18 protein-coding genes and 1 pseudogene are annotated in these 21,392 nt (G+C 34.7%); 3 read left to right on the top strand and 16 right to left on the bottom strand.

Going from position 1 to position 21,392, the window contains the following annotated elements; genetic code table 11:
* Positions 1–6: 6 nt before the first annotated feature.
* Genes pcp through BHY08_RS04875 form a run of 3 tightly spaced genes read right to left on the bottom strand, consistent with a single transcriptional unit; the run spans position 7 to position 2,284 of the window.
* Positions 7–654: a pyroglutamyl-peptidase I gene (gene pcp / locus BHY08_RS04885; RefSeq protein ID WP_071456808.1), complete on the bottom strand. Its 648-nt coding sequence runs from the start codon at positions 652–654 to the stop codon at positions 7–9.
* A 20-nt stretch (positions 655–674) separates the two neighbouring features.
* Entirely contained in the window at positions 675–1,595 is a 921-nt protein-coding gene (locus BHY08_RS04880; protein ID WP_071456807.1) for a DUF979 domain-containing protein, read from the bottom strand.
* Positions 1,595–2,284: a DUF969 domain-containing protein gene (locus tag BHY08_RS04875; protein ID WP_071456806.1), complete on the bottom strand. Its 690-nt coding sequence runs from the start codon at positions 2,282–2,284 to the stop codon at positions 1,595–1,597. Before BHY08_RS04875 ends, BHY08_RS04880 begins: the two co-directional genes overlap by 1 nt.
* A gap of 242 nt (positions 2,285–2,526) precedes the next feature.
* On the opposite strand from BHY08_RS04875, the gene BHY08_RS11115 reads away from it, so the two are divergent.
* Positions 2,527–2,682, top strand: a complete 156-nt coding sequence (locus BHY08_RS11115) for a hypothetical protein (RefSeq protein ID WP_169817664.1) — start codon at positions 2,527–2,529, stop codon at positions 2,680–2,682.
* A gap of 196 nt (positions 2,683–2,878) precedes the next feature.
* Here the strand turns inward: BHY08_RS11115 and BHY08_RS04870 are convergent, their stop codons facing one another.
* The 9 genes from BHY08_RS04870 to parE all read right to left on the bottom strand — a co-directional run bounded on the left by BHY08_RS04870 (position 2,879) and on the right by parE (position 15,564).
* On the bottom strand, positions 2,879–3,229 hold the full coding sequence (locus BHY08_RS04870) for a hypothetical protein (protein ID WP_071456805.1): 351 nt from the start codon (positions 3,227–3,229) through the stop codon (positions 2,879–2,881).
* A 19-nt stretch (positions 3,230–3,248) separates the two neighbouring features.
* Positions 3,249–3,587, bottom strand: coding sequence for a thioredoxin family protein (locus tag BHY08_RS04865; protein ID WP_071456804.1), 339 nt, complete (start codon positions 3,585–3,587; stop codon positions 3,249–3,251).
* Positions 3,588–3,643: 56 nt separating this feature from the next.
* Positions 3,644–4,603, bottom strand: coding sequence for a DUF1803 domain-containing protein (locus BHY08_RS04860; protein ID WP_071456803.1), 960 nt, complete (start codon positions 4,601–4,603; stop codon positions 3,644–3,646).
* Between the two features lie 61 nt (positions 4,604–4,664).
* A complete protein-coding gene (locus tag BHY08_RS04855; RefSeq protein ID WP_071456802.1) occupies positions 4,665–5,594 on the bottom strand; it encodes a manganese-dependent inorganic pyrophosphatase in 930 nt (309 codons plus the stop codon).
* Between the two features lie 513 nt (positions 5,595–6,107).
* Positions 6,108–6,725: a PepSY domain-containing protein gene (locus tag BHY08_RS04850; protein WP_071456801.1), complete on the bottom strand. Its 618-nt coding sequence runs from the start codon at positions 6,723–6,725 to the stop codon at positions 6,108–6,110.
* A gap of 935 nt (positions 6,726–7,660) precedes the next feature.
* Positions 7,661–8,434, bottom strand: coding sequence for a pyruvate formate-lyase-activating protein (pflA, locus tag BHY08_RS04845; protein ID WP_071456800.1), 774 nt, complete (start codon positions 8,432–8,434; stop codon positions 7,661–7,663).
* Between the two features lie 78 nt (positions 8,435–8,512).
* Positions 8,513–10,759, bottom strand: coding sequence for a formate C-acetyltransferase (gene pflB, locus BHY08_RS04840; RefSeq protein ID WP_071456799.1), 2,247 nt, complete (start codon positions 10,757–10,759; stop codon positions 8,513–8,515).
* Positions 10,760–11,063: 304 nt separating this feature from the next.
* Entirely contained in the window at positions 11,064–13,520 is a 2,457-nt protein-coding gene (gene parC, locus BHY08_RS04835; RefSeq protein ID WP_071456798.1) for a DNA topoisomerase IV subunit A, read from the bottom strand.
* Between the two features lie 28 nt (positions 13,521–13,548).
* Positions 13,549–15,564, bottom strand: a complete 2,016-nt coding sequence (gene parE / locus BHY08_RS04830) for a DNA topoisomerase IV subunit B (protein ID WP_071456797.1) — start codon at positions 15,562–15,564, stop codon at positions 13,549–13,551.
* A gap of 262 nt (positions 15,565–15,826) precedes the next feature.
* On the opposite strand from parE, the gene BHY08_RS04825 reads away from it, so the two are divergent.
* Positions 15,827–17,032, top strand: coding sequence for an MFS transporter (locus BHY08_RS04825; RefSeq protein WP_084657178.1), 1,206 nt, complete (start codon positions 15,827–15,829; stop codon positions 17,030–17,032).
* 43 nt (positions 17,033–17,075) lie between these two features.
* Here BHY08_RS04825 and BHY08_RS04820 read toward each other — a convergent pair whose 3' ends face one another.
* Entirely contained in the window at positions 17,076–17,705 is a 630-nt protein-coding gene (locus BHY08_RS04820) for a DUF1361 domain-containing protein (RefSeq protein ID WP_084657177.1), read from the bottom strand.
* A gap of 44 nt (positions 17,706–17,749) precedes the next feature.
* A complete protein-coding gene (locus tag BHY08_RS04815; protein ID WP_071456795.1) occupies positions 17,750–17,938 on the bottom strand; it encodes a hypothetical protein in 189 nt (62 codons plus the stop codon).
* 163 nt (positions 17,939–18,101) lie between these two features.
* Here BHY08_RS04815 and BHY08_RS10945 point away from each other — a divergent pair, with 163 nt between their 5' ends.
* On the top strand, positions 18,102–18,275 hold the full coding sequence (locus tag BHY08_RS10945) for a hypothetical protein (RefSeq protein ID WP_157093631.1): 174 nt from the start codon (positions 18,102–18,104) through the stop codon (positions 18,273–18,275).
* A gap of 281 nt (positions 18,276–18,556) precedes the next feature.
* Here the strand turns inward: BHY08_RS10945 and BHY08_RS04810 are convergent.
* Positions 18,557–19,907: pseudogene (locus tag BHY08_RS04810) on the bottom strand (glucose-6-phosphate isomerase).
* A gap of 117 nt (positions 19,908–20,024) precedes the next feature.
* Positions 20,025–21,371 (bottom strand): NADP-specific glutamate dehydrogenase, encoded by a 1,347-nt coding sequence (gene gdhA / locus BHY08_RS04805; protein WP_071456794.1) that lies wholly within the window; start codon positions 21,369–21,371, stop codon positions 20,025–20,027.
* Positions 21,372–21,392: the final 21 nt, after the last annotated feature.

Genomic DNA, 21,392 nt, shown 5'->3' with positions numbered 1-21,392 from the left:
CTACGATTAATGTGTTTCTCCACCAATTGTTCGAATATCTTCTTTATTGTTAAACAACACGATAGCTTCTAATGCTTTTTCTAAAGATTGCACAATATCATCTAAACTCATACTTGGTTGATTTGGTTTATCAACCACTTGCGACGTAATAAAAGGAACATGGATAAACCCTGCTTTAACATTAGGAAATTGTGTATCAATTAAGTACTGAACTTGGTACATGATATGGTTACATACAAATGTACCTGCTGTATTGGATACCGAACCAGGAAATCCAGCATCTTTCATTCTTTGAACCATGGCTTTCACAGGTAGTTGGGTAAAGTAAGCTGCCTGACCTGTTGGTTGAATGACTTCATCAATTGGTTGATTGCCTTCATTATCTGGAATGCGTGCATCATCAACATTGATTGCAACACGTTCTGGTGTCACCGAAAAACGGCCACCTGCTTGTCCAATATTTACGACAACATCTGGTTGATGTTTTATCATTGCTTCTTTCACTACTTCTGCTGATTTGTTAAAAACAGTGGGTATTTCAAGTTTTATAATAACTGCATCTAAAATAGTTTCTGGTAATTTTTTAACAGCTTCTAAAGCTGGGTTAGTTGATTCTCCACCAAATGGATCAAAACCTGTTACTAATATTTTCATCTAATATCTTCCTCTCTTTATTAAAAAGCTAACACATACATCAAAATGATGTGAATCATAATCATCACAATCGCCATTGGGGCCTGTGCTTTTATGACACCATTTGTATCGTCCATCTCAAGCAACGCAACAGGTAACGCGTTAAAATTTGCGGCCATTGGTGTTAAGAGTGTCCCACAAAAACCAGCTGTCATCGCAAGTGTTCCGGCCACAACAGGGTCTCCTCCTTGCATCATCACAAATGGCACACCAATACCTGCTGTAATCACAGTAAACGCCGCAAACGCATTTCCCATTACCATGGTAAATATCATCATACCTAAACAATATGCTATAACACCAGCCAAACGATTTCCTTCTGGGACAACACCTGAAATAGCTTGCGAAATCACGTCACCTACACCAGCTGCATTAAACACCACACCAAGTGCTGCTAATAATTGTGGTAAAATACCCGTTGTTCCAACTGATTGAAACATGCGATCTGTGTCATCAAGCGCAACTTTTGGCGGTGCTTTGGTTATAATCATTGCCACAATCAACGCTACAATAGAAGCAATCCCAATTCCAACTTGTCCACCAAGTGGCGTATAAGAAATCACAACTGCTATAATGGCTAATAAAACTGATGGGAAAAAGACCCAACTGCCAATTCTTTCGGCTGATTTTTGACCTTCTTCTTCACTAATCTCAGCTAATTTCCCAATTTTCACTTGTTTGAATAATGTTAAAACCCCAATAAGAGCTAATAATACACCTGATACAACATAAGGCATCAATTTTCCTGCCGCAAAAATAACCCCAAGGATTAACCAAAATAGTCCCGTTCCAATACGCGTGTCATTGGTTTCATCTCTGAAACAACGCACAGCAGTCATCATAGAAAGTAGACCGATCAAAATATAAAAGAATTCTAAAATTGCCGGAATATATTGTGCCATTATTTGTCTACTCCTTTTATTTTATTATATTTTTTTGCTAATTTTTTATCAAATAACCAGTTTGAAATAGCGGATAATACTAGTGCAATCACTGCAACTAAAAGTGCCATGCGCGCAATGCTTGCATCTGTCACCTCATAACCTAAATCCTTTAATGTTCCATAGATTAGCAATACACCAGCTGAGGCAATAAATGTATTTTGGGCGAAAAAATTTCCAAAGTTTTCACTTGCTGCTGCTTTTGCTTTGATTTTATCCTCATCCTCTTTTGATATATCGCCGTATGCATGTTCGGCAGATGCTTGTGCCATTGGATTGACAATTGGACGCACAAATTGTGGGTGCCCAGATAATCTAAGACCAAACAATCCTGCCAATTCGCGTAATGCCGTATACAATGTAATGAATTTACCAGGAGTGAGGCCTTTGATTTTTTTGATTAAAATAACTGCTTGTTGTCTCAATCCAAAGCGTTCAGACAAACCAATCATAGGCAATGTTAGTAGAAAAATAGTGACCAAGCGATTGTTAACAAATGCCTCTCCCAACATGCTGAAAAATTCATAAAACGACATACCTGATACCAAAGCTGTCGATAAAGCCGCAACAATAACAACAGCAATTGTATCAAATTTAAAAATAAATCCGACTAAAATAATCAAAATGCCGATTAGTTTAATCCATTCCATAAAATCCCTCCTAAAAAATCAATAATTTAAAGTATAGATAACGAACGACATCTTGTAAATACTTTTTAAAAATAAACTTTAAAAATAGAAACATTTCCATCCTAATTCAACATTTTACAAATTTTTTACAAACTATTCATAAACTTCACACTAAATCAGTTGATTACAAAATTGGTATATGTTAATTTTAGAGTATGATACTTAATTAATCCACACAATTTTTATGAAAAGGAGGAAACACTATGGTTTATAAACAACATGCTATTTCATATCGTGTCACATTAAATACAGACGATAACATCTTCATTGTATCCGATGCAACAAACGACGAAATATTTGCTACTGGCATAACAATTGAAGAAGCTAAAAATAAACTAAATCAACTTATTAAGGAGTAATAGCATTGGACAAATCCAATTATTAAAGCAAGTATTCATTTCATAGCCGGATGAATACTTGCTTATTTCATTTATTCAACAATGTAAACAGATTTGTTTTTATCTGAACCACACTATCGAATCCAATTTAGGAACAATGGTATAGTTATAAATTCATAAAAAAAGACAATGTTTAAATGTAACATTGCCAATTAACTTATTTATCTTTAATAGGTGCGTCATCAAATACGGCCAAGATTTTTCCATCTGCTTGTTTAGTTGCTGACACGAGATATAGCGACGTATTTGGATACTCGTCTACACTGTAAACACCGTCCTTAGCCTTCTCGTCTAAAGCATCCCATGAATCAAATGACACTTGATACTTCCCTTCACCAGTATTCGATTCAACCGTTTGTTCTATTTTCGATAGATCAATGCTACCTGTATCTTTAGCAACAATATCAGGTGATCCTCCCTTAATTTGTTCGGTATAAAAGTAGTAGCCTACCCCACCAATAATAACTAATAAAATTAAAATAGATACAATTCGTTTTAATAATTTCATTTATTCTCTCCTTTTAAGGTCATGCCATACTGTTAACCCCTGTGACAATTTTCTTAACATCTGCATACAACTCTGCAATTGGAACAAACCGAGCTTTCCGCATATATTCTCTACCATCTAAAAATAGTAAAATTACAGGAACTGTCATCACTTGATACTCTCCAGACACTTCTGGAATATCTTCAGTATTCACATCGAGAAATGCGATGTCATCACTAAATTCTTTTAATTTAGCTTCTACTTGAGGTTTTAACCCATGACACACACTACAATTGGGTTGACTAAAATAAACCAAAACCAATCCCTGACTTGATACTAAGTCATTTAATTCATTCAATTCCTTTACTTGTTTGAACATCTCTATCCCTCTTTTCTCATCATTATTATATAAAGAGAAACAGCCTTGTCCAACTTTTATGCTTTCACACGATAATATCCAGTTAATGAGTCCGACCCAATCATCAACTCATATCGCTTTAGGTTATCCAGACAAACTAATAGTTCATAAACCCCAAACTCTTTGGCTAAATGTTGTCTCATTCTATCGATAACTGGTTTCAATACCTCTAACATCATCTGTTCAATATCCTTTTCAATAACAGTTAGACTTAGTCTATAGCTATCATTTTCAATCATTAGATAATTTAAAATCTCTAACGCCTCTAAAAAGATATCCGGTGAAGTAGACGATACATGCCGCCCTTTATCAATACGCCGTAATTTCCGATCAATATACGTCATAAAATAAACTTTGTTAACATCACCTATTTTATTATTTAATTCTATAAAATTTGATGACTCTGTATTTAAATGATAACGTTGTTCAAAAAAATAAGAAGACAAACTCTTACACTCGCCTAACCCATTCAAACTTTCGTATGACATAAATGTCGTTTTAATTCCGGACAATTTTTGAAGATAGAATGGCAAATGAGTTATGTCGTTTAAACTTTCGACGTCTTCTATATAAGATAATTTTGCCATTTGTTTGCTTAACAGATTAAATAAAGCATGAGTAAGGTAAAAGGATTGGTCTTTCATAGATACATTTAGACTGAAAATACTTTTTCTCAAATCTGATAAATAATGATTGAAAGATTCGTCACAAATATTTTGTATATGATTTTGTTCATCCTTTGATAAGATTTCGCCATTTAGTTGATAACGACCATTGCAACGAGAGACAACCCCCATATCAATCCATGATTCCATTTTTCTCTCGATATTCTTCTGATCAGGAAGATTACGTTTTATCTCTCTTAGCGTGACGTCAGATTTTTGTGATATAAAGAAATTTGCAACTCTTATATACATTTCATCTTGCATTAATTGTCTAAAGGCCGGTTCTGTTTCTAATGTTAACATCTTATACATGTACTAGCCCCCTTAATCGAAAAATCTCCAAGTTTCCTCAGAGATTTTCCTCTTTGTTGTTTTATGCATTAAATGCGTTTGTTAATGGTGGTACCACTTGTTTTTTACGTGACACAACACCAGCTAATTCTGCTGTATTATTTTCAAGCGTCACATTAAATGCTGCTTCTATTTTTTCTTTAGGCTCTCCTACTACAAGAATCACTGAATCACTGTCTAAAATATTTGTAATCACTAATACAAATAAGTCAAATCCGTTATCAGCATTTTCTTTTGCCATCGCTTCTTCTAATTCTGATTGACGAGCTAATACGTCATTCACATCAACTGTGTTTACTTGACCAATACGAACTGACTTATCAGCCATTGGGAATGTTTTAGCATCTGCATTGATTAATTCTACTGCTGTTTTAGTCGAAAGGTTTGTTCCTGCTTTAAGCATTTCTAAGCCATAACTTTCTACATCAACCCCAGCAATTTCAGCTAATTCTTTTGCTGCTTTAACATCTTCATCAGTACATGTTGGTGATTTGAATAGTAATGAATCAGATACAATAGCTGATAACATCATTCCGGCAATCTCTTTTGGAATGTCAATGCCATGTTCTTTAAAGATTTTCAAGATAATTGTATTTGTACACCCTACAGGTTCTGCACGATAGTACAATGGATTTGCTGTTTCAAAGTTTGCAATACGGTGATGATCTACCACTGCTAGTACTTCTAGCTCTTTAATATCGCTCACACTTTGTTGTGCTTCATTGTGGTCGACTAACATGACTTGCGTTGTTTCATTCGCACAATTTTCAACAACTCTTGGCGCGTCAACTTTAAAGTGATTTAACGCATAAGCAGTTTCTTCATTAGGTTCTCCAAGAGCTACTGCCTCGGCGTTTACACCTAGTTTATTTTGTAGATAAGCAAATGAAATCGCTGAAGCAATCGCATCTGTATCCGGATTTTGATGACCAAAAATTAATACCTTTGTCATAGTGATATATCCCTCCAGTTAATGTCATACATTTAACATTATATCATAATTTTAAAAAAGAGCATTCAAAAATTTATCATTCAAAAATGTAAAGTATGCTTGACAAAACAAGATATCGCTAACGCTTTAGATATTTCGCGATAGACCATCATTTCTTTAAAAATCGGGAAATTTTTTAATATAGCAATTGAAGACATCTTTTTACTTGAAGATGATGACGAATAACCAAAGGAGAGAAACTCCATAAAAAAACTAGCCTATTATTACTAATCGCAAGAATTTCCCTACTATTTTTCAGCTTACTAGTCGACTCCGACCTATCTCCCATTTCAATAGGGGTATGATCTGGCTTTGTTTGTGAATCAGTTGTTAATTTTATAAAACACAAAAAATTTGTCAATAATCATCAGTATGCAAAAGTATGCGAAATAGAAACAAACGTCCCAAGAAATATTGTAATCAAACAATGTAGTAAAAAAAGATAGATTAGCCAAAAACTAATCTACCTTTTTATTAATCTACGTCTGTTTCGATGATTTCACCAGTTTGAGCATTGATTTTATACTCAGTTTCTTTTGTCATACCATCTTTAATAGACACTTCCCAATAAGTTACACCCATGTCTTCTTTGATTTTCCAATCATCAATTTTACCCGAACCTGCTTCGTTTAATGCAATGTCAAATATTTCTTTCATATCTTTTAAGTTAGTTAAATCTAGTCTGTTCTCTTTTCGTTTCACTCCATTTCTCTCATCACGGTCTAAGTTTTCTTCACGTTCTTTTTTCACTTCTTTTGTATCAGTGTTGATTTTTATTGTATATTCTTTATTGTCATCTATTCCTTCAATATCATAAACTGTTTGCCCAAAACTAGTATTTAAACTAATTGATATGATATCAGCATTTGGATAAGTTTCCTTATATGTTTCTATCGCTTCTGATAAACTCACATTATAAACTGTTTCACTTGTACTTGATTCACTCATTGTTGAACTCACTGCGTTACTTGAATCTGAAACTTGTGAGCTTGATGACTTAATCGTCTTACCCGAATCTGTATTTTGTGATGAACATCCTGCAAAAAAACCTAGTGATAATACTGCCCCACTTAATAAAATTATTTTTTTCATTTTTAAATTCTCCTTTTCTTTATTTAACATAATTTCATTATAAAGGATGTTTTATGAAATTAAAATCCTACTTAAGGATGATTTCTAGTCAGCCCCTTTATTGAACTCGTTCTAATAAAATAAAAAAATCTGATATATATAGCTTTCTCAGGTTTAAATCTATTGGATGTAGACTAAATCGTGTTGATAGCTTAAATGCTATCAATGTGATTTTTTGTTTTGAGAATAGAAAAAGGGCATTCTTATTGATAAAATTGAGTCGACTATAACTGACATCACAAAAGATAATCCGCCTATGGATAATAATACAAGAAAACTAATCAATTTAACAGATGATTCTCTTATTTTTAATGAGGATTAGTTGTCTCGCGAAGCGAGAAACAACTGCTCGGTTAACATGATGATAGGAAGATTAGTGAATAAAGATAAACAATACAAGGAATGTGTATTTTACCAATCCGTTAAAAACGGAATGTATCAAACCATTAGTCAATTGTCTGAAGTTGAACATCGCACAACTTATCTGACACTTCACATAAAAAACACCCTTTATAGAAGCTGTTGATCAACTTTCAGTGCTTCTACTTCTCTAGCAGATGACTATTGTCACGTTTCTAAACAACTTAAATACCAAATTGCTTTTGACTTAAAAGAGAAACAATCACGTAACCCAATTACAGAATACCACAGTGTATCTGAAAATACGGTTATTAGAAGGAAGGCATTAACAATAAAATTAAAGTGATTATATGCGGCCTATAGCTATTGAAACTTTCTACTATTCAAACGACGTCTCTTTTTGATTCCAGATCAAGTTTTCAGGTTAAATAAAAAAGCGAGAGAATTTCTTCCCTCACTTCATTTAATTCTATTTCATTATTGAGACTTTTTTATCTACATTATTGTCCATCAACACGATTTGATATAGAGCCAATCTATTTCACTGCACGTTTTTCTTTGTACTTATTATAGTCTGCCGTATGAAGTAATTCTTGGGCATTTTTTACTCGCTCTTGAGTTGGTGGGTCAATGCCTTTTAATGGGTAATCAATCCCTAAGTCTTGCCATTTGAAAAGACCCATTGTGTGATATGGCAACACTTCAACTTTGTCGACATTTTTTAATTCTTTTATGAAATCGTCTAGACGAATCAAAAATTCATCATAATCTGTTCTTTGCGGTACTAAAACATGTCGAATCCATACAGGTTGACCAATATCAGATAAATACTTCGCCATTTCAAGAATATTATCATTAGTATGCATCGTTAGTTCTTTGTGACCTTGTGGATCGATATGTTTGATATCAAATAAAAACAGATCAGTGTATTTCAACATTTCATTAAATTTACTAAAAAAGGGTTCGTCAAACGTAAATGGTTTACCACAAGTATCTACCGTTGTATGAATTCCATGTTTTTTCGCTTTTTTAAACAAATCAATGATGAAATCAAGTTGAAGTAACGGCTCACCACCACTAATTGTAATGCCGCCATCTTCGCCCCAGTAAGATTTATAACGTAGAGCTTCTTCTAATATTTCATCAGTTGTCACTTCACGTCCTCCACCGATTTTCCATGTATCAGGATTATGACAAAACTGGCAACGCATTTTACACCCTTGCATAAAGACTATAAAACGTACACCCGGACCGTCAACTGTCCCTAAATTTTCTGTTGAGTGAATTCTTCCTGTTACTGATTTTGTCATTATCGTCACTTCCTAACTTTGCTTTTAAAAAAGGATGACCGCCAAAACAGCCATCCTCTTATTTTACGAATTGTTTAATTACATTCTATCATGAGCAGTACGAGAAATAACGTCTGCTTGTTGTTCTGGAGTCAAATCACGGAATTTAACTGCGTATCCAGATACACGGATAGTTAAGTTGGGATATTTTTCTGGATGAGCTTGAGCGTCTAATAATAAATCTGTTGTAAAGACGTTCACGTTCAAGTGATATCCTCCTCTATCGAAGTAACCATCCATTACGTTACGTAAGTTGTTAATACGAGTATCATCATCTTTACCCAAACCATTAGGGTTAATTGTTTGAGTATTTGAGATACCATCTAAAGCTGATGTATAAGCAAGTCTTGCAGTTGAGTTTAATGATGCTAAAAGACCATTTTTCTCACCTAAGAATTTACCGTCTTGGTAACTTGGGTTAGCACCTGGTGCTAATGGTTTACCTGCACGACGTCCGTCTGGTGTGTTACCAGTTGCTTTACCATAAACAACATTAGAAGTAATCGTTAATAATGATGTTGTAGGTGTTGAGTTTCTATAAGTATGTTGACGTTTAATTTGAGTCATGAAGTAGTCTAAAATCCAGTTTGCCATTGCATCTGCTTCTTCATTGTCATTTCCGTAAGTTGGGAACTCATTTTGTGGTACATAATCAACTGCTAATCCATCTTCGTCACGGATTACTTGTACGTTACCATGTTTGATGGCCATGATACTATCAGCCGCATGAGAGATTCCCGCAATACCAGTTGCGAATGTGCGTTTTAAGTCAGTATCCATGAATGCTAATTGTGGCGCTTCATAAGCATATTTATCATGCATGTAATGGATAACGTTTAATGTATTTACATATAATTCTGCTAACCAATCTAATATATCTTTGTAACGAGTGATGAAGTCATCATAGTTTAATGTATCACCAGTCATTGGACGGAAACGAGGTGCAACTTGTGCTTTTGTCACTTCGTCAACCCCACCGTTAATTGCATATAACACTGCTTTAGCTAAGTTAGCACGAGCTCCGAAGAATTGCATGTCTTTACCCATAACAGTGGCAGACACACAACAAGCAATCGCACAGTCATCTGATCCCCAGTTAGCACGTAATAAATCGTCATTTTCAAATTGGATTGAAGAACTTTCTTTCGCAATTTTAGCTGCATAAGTTCTGAATCCTTCTGGTAAATGAGAAGAATACAATACGGTTAAGTTTGGTTCTGGAGATGGGCCCATGTTTGTTAATGTATGTAAGATACGGAAATCATTTTTAGTTACTAATGAACGTCCGTCAATTCCCATACCAGCAATTGATAAGGTTGCCCAAATTGGGTATCCAGAGAATAATTGGTTATATTCAGGCGTACGAGCGAATTTAACCATACGTAATTTCATAATTAAGTGGTCAATTAATTCTTGTGCTTCCGCTTCGTTGATTACGCCATTTTCTAAATCACGTTGGATATAGATATCTAAAAATGCAGATATACGACCGATTGACATAGCGGCACCATTTTGAGATTTAATGGCTGCTAAGTAACCGAAGTACACCCATTGGATCGCTTCTTGAGCATTTTTAGCAGGTTTAGAAATATCAAATCCGTAGTAAGTCGCCATTTCTTTAATGTCAACTAATGCTTTAATTTGATCAGACACTTCTTCACGTAAACGGATCACATCATCTGTCATCACTTTGTTCCCTACGTTAGATAAGTCTTTTTTCTTTTCAGCAATTAAGAAGTCAATTCCGTATAATGCTAAACGACGGTAGTCACCGATAATACGTCCACGACCATAAGCATCTGGAAGACCTGTAATAATCTTATTTTTACGAGCGGCTCTCATTTCTGGAGTGTAAGCATCGAATACACCTTGGTTATGTGTTTTTCTCCAGTTAGTGAAGATGTTAGTCATTTCGTCGTCAACTTCGTATCCATTTGATACTAAAGCATTGTTTGCCATGTTAATACCACCAAATGGCATGAATGCTTGTTTTAATGGAACATCAGTTTGTAATCCAACGATTTTTTCTTCTTCTTTAATTAAGTAACCAGGTTCATGTGATGTTACTGTAGCAGGGATGTTGTTATCCATGTCATAAACACCATTTTGTTCGTGTTGCACTTCAAATAATTCTTGTAGTTTTGTCCATAATTTTTCTGTGCTATCAGCAGCTGGCTCTAAGAAACTGTCGTCACCTTTGTATTCTGTGTAGTTTGCTTGAATAAAATCTCTAACATCCACAGTTGTGCGCCATTTACTACCTTTAAATCCGTCCCAGTATCCCATAATATGAGAACCTCCTTAAGTTAGTTGTTTCAAAGTTTTATTTTTAATTTCTTTACATGTTCAGTATAACACAAAAACAGATTCACGCAAGTGTTATAGTGAAAAAAAATACAATTTTTGTTAAAAAAAACACAATATGCTTTTAATCGCGTGTTTATACAGTTTCTTAAGGTTTTATTAAGAAAGCCAAAGTGCCACAACTGTTCTACTTTACTGACTCATCTGTATTATAACAACGGTTACATTTTATATTGTGTCATATAACAGAAAAAGAAGAAACCGTTAAACGATTTCTTCTTTTTAACTAATCTAAGTTCTCTTTTTGTGAAATACTTATCTTTGTGATTTCGCCATCTGTTTTTTCATTTGTCGCAAACGATCCATTAGACGTCCGATCATTGACAGGTATGTTTTTTACATCTAATGTATAACTTGCACCATTTTCAGTTTCCACCATTAATAACTCATTTTGATTATTTGTTGAAAGGCTTGCATAGACACGATGCGGATTATTTTTCAATTCTCTTAAAACCATCAAGCCACGTTTGGCACGACCTAATTTATTAATCTCAAGAATATTCATTTTCTTAACCGAACCTCGTTGTGTCACAAGTGTCACGAAATGCTCTTTCGCATCACTTAAGAAAATATGAGTGGAAACTAAATAGTCTCCCTCTTTTAAGTTAATAGCTTTCACACCTGATGCTTTTGCGCCAACTGTTGGTACCTCGCTTAAATCATAACGTAAACCAAAGCCTAAATGACTAATTAATGTGACGTCATACGCTTTTGTAGAATCAATTAAGTTAGCACTAATCAACTCGTCTGTCTCTGTTTTAAGCTTCATACACATCAACGGACGACTCTTATATGTTCGCCAGCTAGCAAATTCATTCATCAATGTGCGTTTAATCATTCCCTCTTTTGTGACAAAGACAAATTCTTTTGTATCGTCTAGGGTTTCATATGGAAATACTTTTAAAATCTGCTCATTTGGTAAGAGTGTACTCAGTGTTTGTGAAAAATGTTCACCAACATCCTTCCATCTCTTATCTGTTAATTCATGCACAGGTCGATAAATTATATTCCCCTTTGTTGTAACAAACAACACGTGATGATGGGTATTTAATTGACCAGAATAAATCAATTCATCGGTGTCTTTCATTTCGATGTCGTCTTCTTTAGAAGCCCCATATGAACGTAAACTACTACGTTTCACGTAACCTTCTCGTGTCACACTGACCATCACATCTTCTTGTGGCACGATGACAGCTGTTTCAATGTTGATTTCTTCAATTTTATCTTCTAATAAAGTTCGTCTGTCAGTATCATAGGTTTTCTTCACTTCTCGAAGCTCTTTTTTCATGACTTTTAATAACTCGCTTGGGTTATTAATGATTAACTTAAGTGCTTTGATTTGCTCATCCAACTCAGCTGCTTCTTGCTCAAGAGCAGTGATATCTGTATTAGTTAAGCGGTATAATTGTAATGACACGATAGCTTCTGCTTGTTCTTCACTAAAATCATGTGCTGAAATCAAATTGTCTTTGGCATTCTTTTTGTCTTTACTTTGACGAATAATACGAATCACATCATCTAAAATAGACAAAGCTTTCATTAAACCTAATACAATATGCTCTCGTTTTTTCGCTTTATTTAAATCAAACTGACTGCGGTCAATAATCACTTGTTTACGGTGAGTGATGTAGCCTTCTAAAATATCTTTTAATCCCACTTGTTGTGGTCTTAGTTGGTTAATCGCCACCATATTGAAGTTATAATTCACTTGAAGTTCCGTATTTTTCAGTAGATAGTTTAGAATACCTTCTGCATCCACTTCTTTACGTAACTCAACAACAATACGCAATCCTGTTCTATCTGTTTCATCTCTGACCTCTGATATACCTTCTACACGTTTTGTTAAACGTAGCTCGTCCATTTTTTTCACTAAGTTGGCTTTATTGACTTCATAAGGAATTTCAGTAATCACGATTTGCTCTCGTCCACCTTTTAGTGGTTCGATTTCTGTTTTAGAACGAATAATCACGCGACCTTTTCCAGTTTCGTAGGCTTTTCTCAATTCTTTTTTCCCTTGAAGAATCGCACCTGTCGGAAAATCTGGTCCAGGAATAAATTCCATTAATTTTTCCACACTAGCATTTGGGTGATCGATTAAATAAATCGTGCCATCAATGACTTCACCTAAATTGTGTGTTGGAATTTCGGTTGCATACCCAGCTGAAATCCCTGTTGATCCATTAACTAATAGGTTAGGAAATCCTGCAGGTAAAACGGTTGGTTCTTTTTCTGTATCATCAAAGTTCCAAACAAAATCCACGGTTTCTTTTTCAATATCTTTTAATAATTCGCCACTAAGTTTTGATAAACGCGCTTCAGTATAACGCATCGCAGCAGGTGGATCACCGTCCATACTCCCGTTGTTCCCATGCATTTCGATTAACGGCTCACGTAACTTCCAATCTTGACTCATACGCACCATTGCTTCGTAAATACTGCTATCCCCATGAGGATGATAATTCCCCATAATATTTCCGACAGATTTTGCCGATTTTCTAAAACTCTTTTCATAAGTATTACCGTCTTTATTCATCGAAAATAGAATACGACGTTGAACAGGTTTTAATCCATCTCTTATATCAGGTAAGGCTCTATCTTGGATGATGTATTTTGAGTATCGACCAAATCGGTCCCCCATTACATCTTCCAGACTAAGATTTTGAATCCCATGCTCTTGATTCATTCTTGTTCTCTCCTTTTATTGGTACTAACTAATCAAACAAATTTATTTCTTCAATGTCTTCTACGTCATGAGTTGTCTGTTCCTCAATGATGTCATGGTTTTCTAAAATACTACCATCTTCTTCTAACGTAAATTGAACATGTTCTTCAATCCATTTACGACGTGGCTCTACTTTATCTCCCATCAAGGTTGTCACACGTCTTTCGGCACGAGCAGAATCGTCAATGGTCACACGAATCAAGGTTCTTGTGTCAGGATTCATTGTTGTTTCCCATAACTGGTCTGCATTCATTTCACCAAGACCTTTGTAACGTTGGATTAAATAGCCCTTCCCCATACGTTTTGTGATATCAGCCATTTCATCATCTGTCCATGCGTATTCAAGCTGTTCAGTCTTACCGCGACCTTTACTCACTCGATAAAGTGGTGGCAAGGCGATATAAACTTTTCCTGCTTCGACAAGTGGCTTCATGTAGCGATAGAAAAATGTCAGTAGAAGCACTTGAATATGTGCCCCATCTGTATCCGCATCTGTCATGATGATGACTTTATCGTAATTGACATCATCTAGTTGAAAATCAGGACCAACACCAGCACCGATTGTATAAATCATGGTATTGATTTCTTCATTTTTTAATATGTCTTGTAGTTTTGCTTTTTCAGTGTTAATGACTTTCCCTCGAAGTGGTAAAATCGCTTGGAATTTTCTGTCACGGCCTTGTTTAGCAGATCCTCCGGCAGAGTCCCCTTCGACTAAGTACAATTCATTTTTCTTTGGATTACGTGACTGTGCTGGCGTTAATTTACCAGATAGTAATGATTCACCCTTGCGACGCTTTTTCCCATTACGACTATCTTCACGAGCTTTTCGTGCGGCTTCTCTAGCTTCACGAGCTTTTAGAGCTTTTTTGACAAGCATTTGTGATAAATCATTGTTTTCGAGTAAGTAAAATCCTAATTGGTCACTAATAACTGTTTCAACAATCGTTCTAGCAGCAGGTGTCCCTAATTTACCTTTTGTTTGTCCTTCAAATTGAAGTAAATTTTCTGGTATACGCACACTAATAATCGCTGATAATCCTTCTCTAAAGTCACTACCTTCAAGGTTTTTATCTTTTTCTTTTAATAAACCTGTTTTCCTAGCGTACTCATTAAAGGATTTGGTTAAAGCTGTCTTCATCCCTACTTCGTGCGTTCCGCCATCTCTTGTTCGCACGTTGTTTACAAAAGATAAAATGTTTTCAGAATAGCCATCATTATATTGGAAAGCAAATTCAACTTCTATGCCTTCTTTTTCGCCAGCAAAATAAACAATTGGTGACAAATCATCTTTGCTTTCATTTAAGTAAGCAATAAATTCTTTAATTCCATCTTCGTATAAGAAGACGTCTTCTTTTTCTTGGCCTTCACGTTCATCTGTTAACGTGATTTTAATGCCTTTAAGTAAAAAAGCTGACTCTCTTAAACGCTCTGATAACACATCATATGAAAACACTGTCGTCGAAAAAATTGACGCATCTGGTTTAAATGTGATGGTTGAGCCATTTTGTTTATTTGATGTTTTACTCTTTTTAAATTTGCCATCTGTGTGTCCACCATCTTTAAAAGCTAGGGTCGCCATTTGGCCATCTTTTATTGTTTCTACCGTAAGTGAACTTGATAAGGCATTTACGACACTTGCCCCAACACCATGAAGACCACCTGATGTTTTATAACCACCTTGACCGAACTTTCCTCCCGCATGTAATACAGTAAAAATAACTTCTATAGTAGGTTTTCCTGAAGCATGGATACCAGTTGGCATACCGCGACCATAGTCTTTCACACTGATACTATTATCTTTATGTATGGTGACATCAATTTCCGTCCCATATCCTGACAACGCCTCATCAACTGCATTATCAAAAATTTCAAAAACCAAATGATGTAATCCTTTAGAGTCTGTTGAACCAATATACATCCCTGGACGTTTTCTTACCGCCTCTAGACCTTCTAATACTTGAATGGATGAATCATCATATTGTCTATTTATTTCTTTTGACATAGGTAAACTCCTTTTCTAGCATCATAACGTAAACAAGTTGTGTGCTTGTCTTTATCAATAATAGGCTATCTTTTCTCCGATGTAAAGAACAGGTATTCCCCTATTCTTTTGCAACATCACTTATTCTATAATAAAACAAGACATCTTGCAAAGTCACATTTTTTCCGAAAATTATATGAAGTTTTTAAATTTAATTTACAATGTTTTAAAAAACCTGTATATTTAATAAATACTAATATCGTTAGTAAGAAAGGACATGCTTATGAATAACACAAAAAATCAAGTAAATTTATCTCTTTTACTCTCAACATTATTTTTAGGCTATGTAATAGTCTATATAGATAAATTGTCTGTTGGTATTTCAATTATTTCAATTAGTAAAGACATCCCTATGACAGAAAGCCAAAAAGGACTTATTCTGAGTGCTTTTTTTATTGGATATGCTATCATGCAAGTCCCAATGAGTTTTGCCATTAATAAATTTGGTGCAAAGAAAGTGCTTATTTGGTCAATTTTTATGATTGGTGTATTTGATTTAGTTTTTAGTTTTGGCCAAACGGTCACGATGTTGTTAGCTATTCGTCTATTAACCGGGATGTTAGCTCACTCTGGTTACCCATCAGCATCAAGTAAAGAAATCATCGATCATTTCCCGATAGAACGACGTACATTCGCTAAAGGAATTTTAATTTCCTCTTCTGGTATTGCTGGAGTAATTGGTCCTGTTTTACTCTCACCAATCATTGATAAATACAACTGGAAATTCGCTTATATGTTACTAACTATTTTAGCCATTGTGGCATCATTCATTATTGCAAAAGGAATTCCAGCTCCACAAAAACAAACAAAAGCAATGATGAAAGAAGATGCTGAAAAAATCTCCTTACTAAAAATCTGGAAAAACCGTAACATCTGGACTTTATTTGCTGCTGCTTTTTTTGTTAATAGTTTACTTTATGGTATTAACAACTGGTTACCTAGTTTTTTAACCAGTCAACGTGGGATTACATTAACACAATCAGGTTTTGTCAGCTCATGCGTTGGTGTCTTTGCTTTGGTTGGAGCAATTGGTGGTAGTTTTGTTGTCAGCAAGTTTTTCGCTGATAAAGATACGCTTGTGATTAAAATGATGGCTATCATCGGTTCATCTCTTGTCTTTTTATCTTATTATGTTCACTCTTTAGCTTTGTTCATCCTTATATTAGGTTTAGCAACATTAAGTATGACTGTTGCCTTTGTTACATTGATGACCATTCCGTTAAAAGTATTTACTGGAAAAAATTTCGCACCAAGCTACTCGACCATTTCAACTGGTGGTATTTTAGGTGGCGCGACCGCTCAAATTATCATTGGTGCCTTAGTTGATAGTTCAGATTCGTATTTATCAGCTTTCATTTATTTCCTAGCACTGGGTATTTTAGCTGCTGTATCTTTAATGTTCCTTAAAAAAGGAGCAGAAAACTATTAAAAAAACTCATCGAACTTATTTTCATAAGTTGTCGATGAGTTTTTTAGTTCAATTTTGATAACTGTCGATTCATGGTCATCACACCTATAATACATAAATGTAAAATTAAAAATAGTAACACGATTTCTAATTTTACAACTGACCAATCAAGGAAGATAGTTTTAAACACATACCACGGTCTACTGAAAACATCAATCGAATGAAATCGTGGTGGAAATCTTCCAGCGTAAATTCCTAGTGACGATAAGAAACAAATTAACGTTAAAGCTAGATTGACTTGTACTGTTGATAATTCATATCGTTTTTTAGTATACATCATGAGTTTAAGAAGTTGACCAAATCCTAAAAGAACAAAACTAAAAATCGATAAAAAAAGAACGATTGTCAACGTCCAATCACTTAAGTTTTTAATACTATCGCCGGTAAATTGATTATATATATTTAACATATGCATATGAATAATATCTGTCACTAAATATGGTATATTAGGAAAATAGAGCATAAATAATGCTGCTATACCTAGCTTTACATAAGAATGTTTCACACGAAAAAACTGAAATGATAGTTCTAGTGGAATATAAGCCAAGAAGATATTTAATGATAAAAATGAAAAACGTGTATTATATGCACCAATAATTATAAACACACTAATAAATCGTATAATATTTTTCATCTCTTCACCCCCCAAAAAAAACTTTTTGTTATAATCATTAATTGTTAATGATTAATTAAATTTCTAAAATAGAATAATTCTTCCATCATTTCTTTGTTAACTCGCTCACCTCGAATCATCTGATCAATTGCAGTGTTATACAACTGATTAAAACGAGCCATATCAACGTTTTCTTCTAAAACGAGTATAGCCTTTAAATGGGATAGTTCATCAACAAAATCTTTAGCCATCATAAACTCTTTCTCCTTAATAGTCTAATTATTCCTATCTCAATATTATACCATCTTTTATCACTAATAAAAAATATTTCACAAAATATCCTCATATTTCAAACACTTTTTTCGTTCTACTTTTGCTATAATATAATAGTAGAATGACTAAAGGTGGGTGAAACGTATGATTTATATTGATAAAGAAAAATTTGCTCAATCTGTTTTAATGTCTGAAAAAAAAGATTTGACTCTTGAACAAAAGTTAGATTTGTACGTCAAGGCAATGGAGTTAGCCGCTCAGCACAATAAGGAAATTCCAAAACCAAAAATGAATATGTTCGGGACTAAAGCACCCTAGTCATCCCTTCCAATTAATTGGAAGGTTTTTTACTGTTTTCAGGTACTTTTTTGTACTTGAGATAATCAACATATATATATTCTCCTTTTGAAATGTGTAAAGTAACTCTAACTAAAAGTGGGTTATATTTTATTTTTAATCATCTCTTTGGTTAGTTTTCTTAGTTTCGGTATCTTCTTGTCTTAACTAATTCTATGAATGAATTTTACATTTAATACCTTGTAAATCGTGTCTGGCATTAAAAAAGTGCCTGGCAAAATTGCCAGACACTTATATTAGTCTTATTTAAGACGTTCGTTTAATTCTTTTGCTAACTCTTCAAAACCTGGTTTTCCAAGTAAAGCAAACATATTTTTCTTGTATGCTTCAACACCTGGTTGATCAAATGGGTTTACGCCATTTAAATAACCAGAAATACCAACTGCGATTTCAAAGAAGTACATTAAGTAACCTAATGTGTAAGCATCAGTTTCAGGAATATTTACCACAAAGTTTGGTACGCCACCATCAGTATGTGCTAAAAGTGTTCCTTCAAATGCTTTTGTGTTAACAAAATCAATTTCTTTTCCTTGAATGTAACCTAAACCATCTAAGTCTTGATAAAGTACTGGAATTTCTACATTTTTACGAGGTTTATCTACTTTAATAACTGTCTCAAAAATGTTACGACGTCCTTCTTGAATGTATTGACCTAATGAGTGTAAGTCAGTTGAGAAGTTCGCGCTTGATGGGGTAGATGCCTTTTTGGTCTTTCCCTTCAGACTCGCCGAATAATTGTTTCCACCATTCAGAGAAGTATTGTAAGTTTGGTTCGTAATTGATTAATAACTCAGTTACTTTTCCTTTACGGTATAAAATGTTACGTAATGCGGCATATTGATATGCCTCATTTTTCGTTAAATCATCAGAGCTGTAAGCAACGCGCGCGTCAGCAGCACCTTTCATTAACTCATCAATGTTAGCACCTGTTACAGCGATTGGAAGTAATCCAACTGGTGTTAAAACAGTGAAACGTCCACCAACATCATCGGGAATAACAAATGTTTCCCAACCTTCAACGTCAGCTTCTGTTTTAACAGCGCCGCGTGCTTTATCAGTTGTTGCATAGATACGTTTGTTTGCTTCTTCTTTACCGTATTTTTTCTCTAATAAATCTTTAAAGACTCTAAAAGCAATTGCTGGTTCAGTAGTTGTACCAGATTTAGAAATAACATTCACTGAGAAGTCTTTGTCGCCAATTATTTGGATTAAATCAGCTAAATAAGTTGAGCTGATAGAATTTCCAGCAAAGAATACTTGTGGTGTTTTTCTTTCTTCGTTGTCTAAAAGATTGTAGAATGAGTGGTTTAAAAAGTCGATAGCAGCTTTAGCTCCTAAATATGATCCACCGATTCCGATGACGATTAAAATATCTGAATCTGATTGAATTTTTTCTGCTGCTTTTTTAACGCGAGCAAATTCTTCTTTATCATAGTTTTCTGGTAAGTCAATCCAACCGCGGAAATCATTTCCTGGTCCAGTTCCCTCACGCAATGTTTTGTGGGCAGCAGAAACTTCTGCTTGCATGTAACCTAATTCATGCTCACCAATAAATGTACCGACATTTGAATAATCAAAACGAATATGTGACATAATCATCCTCCTAGTAATATGTGATTCTTCGTACAAGAATACATACCTATTTTACCATTTTTTTGTTTATTTCACATCTTTTTCAGATAGTTTATAACAAAACGTGGAGAATTTTTATTACACAAGTCCTTGAGCTAACATTGCTTTAGCAACGCGCTCGAATCCAGCGATGTTTGCACCAGTTAATAAATCATCTTCTTGTGCATATTTTTTTGCCGTTGTCGCACATGTTTCGTAGATGTTTTTCATGATGTTATCAAGTTCTGCATCAACTTGTTCGAAAGTCCATGGTAACCGTTGCGAATTTTGAGCCATTTCTAAAGCAGATACTGCCACACCACCAGCGTTTGATGCTTTACCTGGACAATAAACCACACCTGATTGAGTTAATTTGTGTAGAGCATCAAGTTTAGTTGGCATGTTTGCCCCTTCAGCTAAGACTTTTACCCCGTTTTTGATGAGGATAGCTGCTTCGTCTAATCCAATTTCATTTTGAGTGGCACATGGTAAAGCTACTTCATAGGCAATATTTTCTGTCCAAATTGACGCATTTTCAACGTACTTAGCATTTGGTTTTGCTGCAGCATAGTCACTTAAACGACCACGTTTCACTTCTTTAATTTCTTTAACTAACTCACAGTCTATACCATCTTCGTCGATGATGTAACCAGAAGAATCAGAACAGCCAAGAACTGTCGCACCTAATTCTTGTGCTTTTTCAATCGCGTAAATGGCAACATTACCACTACCTGACACCATCACACGTTTGCCTTTTAATGAGTCGCCTTTGTCTTGTAATAAATACTTAACAAAATACACTAAACCATAACCTGTTGCTTCTGTACGAGCTAAACTTCCCCAGAAAGCTAATGGTTTACCAGTTAAAACACCTGCTTGATAACCATTTAGACGTTTATATTCTCCGTATAAATACCCAATTTCACGGCCTCCAACACCCATATCACCAGCTGGCACATCCATACTTGGGCCAATATGTTTTTGTAATTCTTGCATAAAACTTTGACAAAAACGCATGATTTCACCATCAGATTTACCTTTAGGTTCAAAATCACTTCCACCTTTACCGCCACCGATTGGTAATGAGGTTAAACTGTTTTTAAAAATTTGTTCAAACGCTAAGAATTTCATGATACTTTGATTGACAGAAGGATGGAAACGTAATCCACCTTTGTAAGGTCCTAACGCTGAGTTGTATTGAACGCGGTAACCAATATTCACCGTCCACTCACCTGAATCCGACATCCATGGAACGCGAAACTCAATTAAACGTTCAGGTACAATTAATTGACCTAAAATGTTTTTCTCACAGTAAACCGGATTTTTTTCTAAAAATGGTGTGACTGTGATTAAAAATTCCTCCACTGCTTGAATATACTCTGATTGGTAACCATATTTTTCTTTTACTTCATCCAACATTTTTGTTACATAATCTTGTGGTGACATATTGCATCATTCCCTTCTTAA

The organism is Vagococcus teuberi, assembly GCF_001870205.1.
Classification (GTDB): Bacteria; Bacillota; Bacilli; order Lactobacillales; family Vagococcaceae; genus Vagococcus; species Vagococcus teuberi.
The sequence above is the reverse complement of the archived record's forward strand: the minus strand, read 5'-3'. Positions and strand labels throughout refer to the sequence as shown.

Coding starts and splice junctions, on each gene's coding strand:
- BHY08_RS04875 (WP_071456806.1), bottom strand. CDS start 2,284: ATGGAATGGATTAAACTAATCGGCATTTTGATTATTTTAGTCGGATTT.
- BHY08_RS04865 (WP_071456804.1), bottom strand. CDS start 3,587: ATGTTCAAACAAGTAAAGGAATTGAATGAATTAAATGACTTAGTATCA.
- BHY08_RS04860 (WP_071456803.1), bottom strand. CDS start 4,603: ATGTATAAGATGTTAACATTAGAAACAGAACCGGCCTTTAGACAATTA.
- BHY08_RS04870 (WP_071456805.1), bottom strand. CDS start 3,229: ATGAAATTATTAAAACGAATTGTATCTATTTTAATTTTATTAGTTATT.
- pflA (WP_071456800.1), bottom strand. CDS start 8,434: ATGACAAAATCAGTAACAGGAAGAATTCACTCAACAGAAAATTTAGGG.
- parE (WP_071456797.1), bottom strand. CDS start 15,564: ATGTCAAAAGAAATAAATAGACAATATGATGATTCATCCATTCAAGTA.
- BHY08_RS04820 (WP_084657177.1), bottom strand. CDS start 17,705: ATGAAAAATATTATACGATTTATTAGTGTGTTTATAATTATTGGTGCA.
- BHY08_RS04880 (WP_071456807.1), bottom strand. CDS start 1,595: ATGGCACAATATATTCCGGCAATTTTAGAATTCTTTTATATTTTGATC.
- BHY08_RS04825 (WP_084657178.1), top strand. CDS start 15,827: ATGAATAACACAAAAAATCAAGTAAATTTATCTCTTTTACTCTCAACA.
- BHY08_RS11115 (WP_169817664.1), top strand. CDS start 2,527: ATGGTTTATAAACAACATGCTATTTCATATCGTGTCACATTAAATACA.
- BHY08_RS04855 (WP_071456802.1), bottom strand. CDS start 5,594: ATGACAAAGGTATTAATTTTTGGTCATCAAAATCCGGATACAGATGCG.
- gdhA (WP_071456794.1), bottom strand. CDS start 21,371: ATGTCACCACAAGATTATGTAACAAAAATGTTGGATGAAGTAAAAGAA.
- pcp (WP_071456808.1), bottom strand. CDS start 654: ATGAAAATATTAGTAACAGGTTTTGATCCATTTGGTGGAGAATCAACT.
- pflB (WP_071456799.1), bottom strand. CDS start 10,759: ATGGGATACTGGGACGGATTTAAAGGTAGTAAATGGCGCACAACTGTG.
- BHY08_RS10945 (WP_157093631.1), top strand. CDS start 18,102: ATGATTTATATTGATAAAGAAAAATTTGCTCAATCTGTTTTAATGTCT.
- BHY08_RS04815 (WP_071456795.1), bottom strand. CDS start 17,938: ATGATGGCTAAAGATTTTGTTGATGAACTATCCCATTTAAAGGCTATA.
- BHY08_RS04850 (WP_071456801.1), bottom strand. CDS start 6,725: ATGAAAAAAATAATTTTATTAAGTGGGGCAGTATTATCACTAGGTTTT.
- parC (WP_071456798.1), bottom strand. CDS start 13,520: ATGAATCAAGAGCATGGGATTCAAAATCTTAGTCTGGAAGATGTAATG.